The organism is Staphylococcus simiae, from assembly GCF_002902085.1.
Taxonomy (GTDB): domain Bacteria; phylum Bacillota; class Bacilli; order Staphylococcales; family Staphylococcaceae; genus Staphylococcus; species Staphylococcus simiae.
Genome location: NZ_PPQR01000139.1, coordinates 1 through 301, shown reverse-complemented (window position 1 = coordinate 301; position 301 = coordinate 1). Strand labels below are relative to the sequence as shown.

The following is a 301-nucleotide window of genomic DNA, read 5'->3' as shown; positions in this document are numbered from 1 at the left end:
TTCTTATGAATTCAAGCTTATTTAAAACTCTTTATTCACTCGGTTTTGCTTGGTAAAATCTATTTTTACTTACTTATCTAGTTTTCAATGTACAATAAATAATGGTGGAGACTAGCGGGATCGAACCGCTGACCTCCTGCGTGCAAAGCAGGCGCTCTCCCAGCTGAGCTAAGCCCCCATAATTAGGTTGAATATTTAAATGAAATTAATGGTGGGCCTAAGTGGACTCGAACCACCGACCTCACGCTTATCAGGCGTGCGCTCTAACCAGCTGAGCTATAGGCCCATCAACTTGAATGTT

At 42.2% G+C, this 301-nt stretch carries 2 tRNA genes; both read right to left on the bottom strand.

The features are described from left to right. Nucleotides 1-102 precede the first annotated feature (102 nt). Nucleotides 103-178, bottom strand: a tRNA-Ala gene (locus CD113_RS12370). 31 nt (nucleotides 179-209) lie between these two features. Continuing rightward, nucleotides 210-286, bottom strand: a tRNA-Ile gene (locus CD113_RS12365). Nucleotides 287-301 lie beyond the last annotated feature (15 nt).